Source organism: Promicromonospora citrea, assembly GCF_013004695.1.
Classification (GTDB): Bacteria; Actinomycetota; Actinomycetes; order Actinomycetales; family Cellulomonadaceae; genus Promicromonospora; species Promicromonospora citrea.
Genome location: NZ_JABEMG010000197.1, coordinates 1 through 5,701, shown reverse-complemented (window position 1 = coordinate 5,701; position 5,701 = coordinate 1). Strand labels below are relative to the sequence as shown.

Sequence of the window (5,701 nt, the reverse complement as noted above, 5' to 3'; positions counted from 1 at the left end):
CCGGTGCTGCGCCGGTACCTCGCCGTCGCCCCCGGCGCGCGGCCCCACCTCGGTGTGGGACCCGACGCGCCGGACGCCGCGCTGCGCCGGCTCGCCGAGCGGCTGCCGGTCTACCGCGTGGTGCCCGGGGCGGGGCGGTGAGCCGTCAGGCCCCGGCCGGGGCCTTCGGGCGCCGGACCACGTACCAGGTCAGGTACAGCACGAGCGCCCAGAGCGGGACGCCGAGCAGCAGGTGGAACGTGCCGAGCCAGGCGATGTCGCCCGCGAGGTAGAGGGGCGTCTTGACGGCGAGCCGCAGGGCGAACAGCCCGACCCACAGCCACGTGGCGATCAGGTAGGCGCGCATCCGCGCCGGGTCGTCCCGCCAGGCGGTGAGCGCGGCGAACGGGGACGGACCGTCGTCTCCGGGTTCGCGGTTCGCTTCCTCGCGCACCTTGTCCGGCGTGAGGCCGGCGCGCAGCGCCTCCACGACGTAGCCGACGGCAGGGCGTCGGGCGAGGATGGTCCCGAGCAGCACGACGAGGTAGCCCGCGTTGAGCAGCAGGCCGCCCGCGTAGTAGTTCTCGGCCTCGCCCGACGTCCACGCCCACACCACGCCGATGGCGATGCCGAGCAGGCCGCCGAGGGCCTGGGTGACCGGTGTGCGCTGCACGAGCCGCGCCACCACGAGCACGACGGCGGCCACGACCGAGGCGATCAGCGGGACCGTCAGGTCGTTGACGATCACGAACGCGACGACGAAGACCAGGCCGGGCAGCACCGCCTCGACCAGCCCGCGCACACCGCCGACGGCCTGCGCGGCGGAGAACTCCTCGCTCGTCAGGGCGCGCACCCCGCGCGCGTCACCGGACGGGCGGCCGGACGGATGCTGGTCCGACGACTGCTCGGGCGCGCTCTGCTGCTCGGACACCTCGTCGCGTGCGGGCTCACTCATGGGGGCCATTGTGCCGTGCCCGCGGGGCTGCTCCGCTCACTCGCACTCCCCCGGCCGCGGGCGCAGCTCGTACCGCGGGTTGAACATCGCGAGCCGGCCGTCCGCGTCGCAGACCATGCCCTCCACGCGGATCCGCCGCCCGGGCTCGATCCCGTCGATCGTGCGCCGCCCGAGCCACACGAGGTCCAGCGCGCCGGACCCGTCGAACAGCTCGGCCTCGAGCGCGGGCACGCCCTCGCGGGGCCGCAGCACCACGGAGCGCAGCACGCCCGCGACCTTGCCGCGGGTACGCGGCGTCAGGGCGGCCACGGCGCAGCAGCCGGCGTTCCTCGACGCGTCGGCCCGCTCCTGGCTGTCCGAGACCTGCTCGTTGGACGCGAGCGTGCGCGCGAGGCGCGACGCGAGCGTCGAGCGGACGGACATCACCACCACATCCTTCTCAGATCCTTCGTCAGATCCTTCGTCAGCCGATCTGCGTGATCTCGGGGCCCCGCCGCAGCGGGTTGAAGTCGGCCATCTGGGGCGCGGCGGACTCGGAGCCCGCCGCGGCGGGCGCGGGCTCGCCGTCCTTGCGGGCCGACTTCGGCAGCGTCAGCGGCAGCAGGTCCCGCGGCGGGCGCGGGCTCTGGTCGCGCACCACCACGATGTTCGCGAACACGGACTCCAGCGCCTTGGCCGCCTCGGGGTCGAGCGCCGCGCGTCCGGCGAGCACGCCGCGCACGAACCAGCGCGGACCGTCCACCCCGATGAACCGCGCGGGCCGCTGAGCCGGCTGGCCGTCCGGCCCCTTCACCGGCATGCGGACCAGCAGCTCACGGCCGAACACGCCCGGCACGTCGTCCACGACGCCGCCCTGCTTGCTCACCGAGTCCGCGATCTCGTGCCGGATCTCGTCCCAGATCCCCTCGGTGCGCGGGGCCGCGAACGCCTGCACCTGCAGGTTCGACCCCTCGAGCGCGGCCGTCACACCCGTCACCTTCTGGGTCTTCTTGTCGATCTCCATGCGCAGCTCGAGACCCGGCATCACCGGCAGCCAGATCGCCCCGAGGTCCACGCGCGGACCCATCTCCTCCACCTGCGACCGGTCGAACGGCCCGTGAGACCGCTTCTGCTGCTCGGCCTCCACCGACGCCCACTCGACCGGGGCAGGCTCGCTCGTCGTGCCTCGTCGGCTGAACAGACCCACAGCCACGCTCCTTCGTCGTTCGTCTCGGACGCGCCTCGGGCGCGCGGGATGTCCCGCGCACGCGCAGTCCGCTCGTTGTTATCCGCTCGTTACCTACAGCCTAGACCCGACCGGTGACAGGCCGGTACGGAAGTCCGCGCACCCGGCGTCAGGCCGGTGGGGTCACCGCCCGGCGAACCCGCCGCTCGAGCCGAACCCGCCCTCGCCGCGGTGCGAACCCGGCAGGGTCTCGGCGCGCAGGAACCGCGCTCGCTCGACCCGCTGGATCACGAGCTGCGCCACGCGGTCGCCACGGGCGAGCTTCACGGCCTGCTCCGGATCGGTGTTCAGGAGCGTGACCTTGATCTCGCCGCGGTAGCCCGCGTCCACCGTGCCCGGCGCGTTGACGATCGTCACCCCGTGCTTCGCCGCCAGCCCCGACCGCGGGTGCACGAACGCCGCGTAGCCGTCCGGCAGCGCGATCGACACCCCCGTCGGCACCACCGCCCGGCCCTGGGGCGGGAGCTCGACGTCGACCGTCGTCACCAGGTCGGCACCGGCGTCGCCCGGGTGCGCGTAGGCGGGGACGGGGACGTCGTCGTCGAGGAGGCGGATGAGCACGTCGACCGTGCTGCCGTCTGCTGTCGTCTCGGGGTTCGGCACGCGGGAAGAGTACGCCACCTCACGCCCCCGTGCCGCGAGGGACGGTGCCCGCGCCCCCGCGGGGCTGGGATGATGGGTGCATGACGGCGACGACCCTCACCTTCCACGAGCGACTCCTGCCCGGACCGGGCGGCTGGCTCGGCACGGTCGGCCTCGGTGTCATCGTCGCGATCGCGCTGTGGCCCGTGCACGCCGTCGCTGCCGCGGTCAGCGGTGCGGTCGTGTGCCTCGGGTCGGCGGCGGCGCTCGCTGCGACGTCGCCCGTCGTCGAGGTCGCCGACGGCGTGCTGCGCGCCGGCGGCGCCCGGGTCCCGGTCGCGCTGCTCGGCGAGGCCAGGGCGCTCGACGTGGCCGCGATGCGCCACGAGCTGGGCCCCGGCCTGGACGCGCGGGCGTACGTCTGCCTGCGCGCCTGGGCGCGCACGGGGGTGCGGGTCCCGCTGGAGGACCCGGCCGACCCGACCCCGTACTGGCTCGTCTCGACCCGCCGGCCGGAGCAGCTCGTCAGAGCGCTGGGCTGAGCGCCCGGTCGGAGCGCGGGGCCGGGAGACCGGCCGCGGGGACGACGAAGGCTGCCACGCGTCCGCATGACAGCCCGGTCGTGTCGTCAGTGCCCGTCTGTGCTCGACGGGGTGCTCGGCCCTCGTGGATCAGGCGGCGCACTCCGTGCAGATCATCTGGCCCGCCTTCTCGTAGGCCAGCTGGCTGCGGTGGTGCACGAGGAAGCAGCTGGAGCACGTGAACTCGTCCGCCTGACGCGGCAGCACACGCACGGCGAGCTCCTCGCCGGACAGATCGGCACCCGGGAGCTCGAAGCCCTCGGCCGCCTCGGTCTCGTCCTCGTCCACAACGCCCGAGGACTTGTCGGAACGACGTGCCTGCAGCTCCTGGATCGAGTCCTGCTCGACATCCTCATCGGTCTTGCGTGGGGCGTCGTAGTCAGTTGCCATGTGGTTGCTCTCCGTGAGTAGGTGGTCGCGTCGGGGTCCGGGCTGTCCGGGGTGCGACGCCGCCCCGGCCGGGACTGGGTGATGTGCCGCAGAACGGCGCCCACAGCGGGTGTACGCGCTGATAATGCATGCGGTCCCGGTTTTGTTCCCGAGTCGGCCCCCGGATTGTGCACCATTTCTGTCAGGCGCGCTACACAGAAGGGTGTAACCCCCGTCACGCCCGCTCTGACCTGCAACGACGCTTTCTCGGCGGCGACCGCGTCCCGCTCGCGGGTGACGTGCGCGGCAGGGCGGTGTCAGAAAAATCTCAGCCCGCTGCGGCCTCGCCGGCGCCGTCCGCGTCGGCCTCCTCGAGGATCGGGAGGAGCTCCTCGACGAGGTGCTCCGGGCCCGCGACGACCATCGCGGTGCCGGGCGTCCCGCCCCGCAGCCCGGTCACGACGCCGCCCGCCTCCGCCACGACGAGCGCACCCGCCGCCATGTCCCAGGGGTTGAGGCCGCGCTCGTAGTAGAGGTCGAGCGACCCGTCCGCCACGAGGCACAGGTCGACGGCGGCCGAGCCGATCCGCCGGATGTCCCGGATGCGCGGCAGCACGCGCGCCAGCACCTCGGCCTGCTGGGCGCGGCGCCCGGCGTCGTACCCGAAGCCCGTACCGACCAGCGCCCTGCTGAGCGACTCCGCCGAGCCGACGTGCACGGGCGCGCCGTCGCGCGTCGCGCCCTCGCCGAGGCCCGCCGACCACGTGCGCCCGTCGGCGACGCCGTGCACGCAGCCCGCGAGCACCGTCCACGAGGCGGGGTCGGGCGGGCCGGCGACCACCGCCACCGACACGGCCCACACCCCCACGCCGTAGAGGTAGTTCACGGTGCCGTCGATCGGGTCGAGCACCCAGGTCAGCCCACTCGTGCCCGGCACGTCGTCGCCCTCCTCGCCGAGGATCCCGTCGTCCGGCCGCTCCGCCGCGATCATGGCGCGCAGCAGGTCCTCCGAGGCGCGGTCCATGACGGTCACCGGGTCCACGTCGCTCGACTTCGTGGCGGCGACGACCACCCGTTCCGGTCTCCCCTCGCGGACCAGGGCGCCCGCCGCCGTCGCGAGGCGGACGGCGAGATCGCGCAGAGCGGTGACGGTGACGCCGTCGGGCAGATCAGGCAGGGCGGGTGAAGTCACGCACCCATCCTGCCGCACCCGACCGCGCGCCACTATCCCGCGGCACACCGACGCGCCTGCGCCGCGGGACGGCCGCGCGGTGGCAGGCTCGGCCCACAGGACTACCCCGGGAGGACTGGCATGGACGAGCTGGAGCTGGTACGGCTGCACGAGGACGGCGAACGCCTCGTCCTCGTGTCGCGCGACGGCGCCCAGAGCACCCTGCCCATCACCGATGCCCTGCGCGCCGCGGTCCGTGGTGACCGCCCGCGCATGGAGTCGATCCGGGCCCAGGAGGAGTCGGCGCTGCGTCCCCGCGAGATCCAGGCGCGCCTGCGGGCGGGCGAGACCGTCGAGCAGCTCGCGGAGGCCTCCGGCCTGCCCGTGGAGCACGTGCGCCGGTTCGAGTACCCGGTGATCTCCGAGCGCGAGCACGCGGTCTCGCGGGTGCGGGCCAAGGCGGTCCTGACCGACGACGACGGCTCGACGACGCTGGGCGAGGTCGCCGACGAGCGCCTGCGCTCGCGCGGCGTGCGGCCCGACGACGCGGTGTGGACCGCGACCCGCGAGGGTGCGCACCCGTGGATCGTGCAGGTGGAGTTCACGGCGGCGGAGCGGCCGCGGTCGGCCCGGTGGTCGCTCGAGCCGCGTGGCGGTTTCGTCGAGGCGCTCGACGACGAGGCGCGCTGGCTCGGTCTGCCCGAGGACGACGCCGGGCCCGCGCTGGCCGGTGTGTCGACGCTGCCGCCGCACCGGGTCGGGCAGCGTCCGGGCCGCCCGGCGCCGCCCGAACCGGTCGACACCGACCTGCTCCTCGACAACCTCTCCGAGCGCCGCGG

8 protein-coding genes are annotated in these 5,701 nt (G+C 74.5%); 2 read left to right on the top strand and 6 right to left on the bottom strand.

All coding sequences use genetic code 11. From position 1 onward, the window contains the following. Positions 1 to 145 precede the first annotated feature (145 nt). From HLB15_RS21985 to dut, 4 genes are all read right to left on the bottom strand, one after another. Complete coding sequence (locus tag HLB15_RS21985; protein WP_171108676.1) at positions 146 to 934, bottom strand: DUF3159 domain-containing protein; 789 nt, start codon at positions 932 to 934, stop codon at positions 146 to 148. A gap of 36 nt (positions 935 to 970) precedes the next feature. Further along, on the bottom strand, positions 971 to 1,357 hold the full coding sequence (locus HLB15_RS21980; RefSeq protein ID WP_171108674.1) for an OB-fold nucleic acid binding domain-containing protein: 387 nt from the start codon (positions 1,355 to 1,357) through the stop codon (positions 971 to 973). A gap of 40 nt (positions 1,358 to 1,397) precedes the next feature. Beyond that, a complete protein-coding gene (locus tag HLB15_RS21975) occupies positions 1,398 to 2,120 on the bottom strand; it encodes a DUF3710 domain-containing protein (protein WP_171108672.1) in 723 nt (240 codons plus the stop codon). A gap of 162 nt (positions 2,121 to 2,282) precedes the next feature. Continuing rightward, positions 2,283 to 2,762 (bottom strand): dUTP diphosphatase, encoded by a 480-nt coding sequence (gene dut / locus HLB15_RS21970; RefSeq protein ID WP_171108670.1) that lies wholly within the window; start codon positions 2,760 to 2,762, stop codon positions 2,283 to 2,285. Between the two features lie 80 nt (positions 2,763 to 2,842). On the opposite strand from dut, the gene HLB15_RS21965 reads away from it, so the two are divergent. Beyond that, complete coding sequence (locus HLB15_RS21965) at positions 2,843 to 3,283, top strand: DUF3093 domain-containing protein (protein WP_171108668.1); 441 nt, start codon at positions 2,843 to 2,845, stop codon at positions 3,281 to 3,283. 129 nt (positions 3,284 to 3,412) lie between these two features. Here the strand turns inward: HLB15_RS21965 and HLB15_RS21960 are convergent, their stop codons facing one another. Together HLB15_RS21960 and HLB15_RS21955 are read right to left on the bottom strand one after the other, a co-directional pair. Beyond that, the gene (locus HLB15_RS21960) at positions 3,413 to 3,712 is read right to left on the bottom strand and encodes a DUF4193 domain-containing protein (RefSeq protein WP_116675819.1); all 300 of its coding nucleotides are present in this window, start codon (positions 3,710 to 3,712) and stop codon (positions 3,413 to 3,415) included. Positions 3,713 to 4,019: 307 nt separating this feature from the next. After that, positions 4,020 to 4,883 carry an inositol monophosphatase family protein gene (locus tag HLB15_RS21955; protein WP_171108666.1) on the bottom strand — a complete coding sequence of 288 codons (864 nt, stop codon included), beginning with the start codon at positions 4,881 to 4,883 and terminating at the stop codon, positions 4,020 to 4,022. Positions 4,884 to 5,003: 120 nt separating this feature from the next. Between HLB15_RS21955 and sepH the strand changes: the two genes are divergently transcribed. Further along, positions 5,004 to 5,701: septation protein SepH (gene sepH / locus HLB15_RS21950; protein WP_171108665.1), on the top strand; the 698-nt coding region annotated here is incomplete at its 3' end.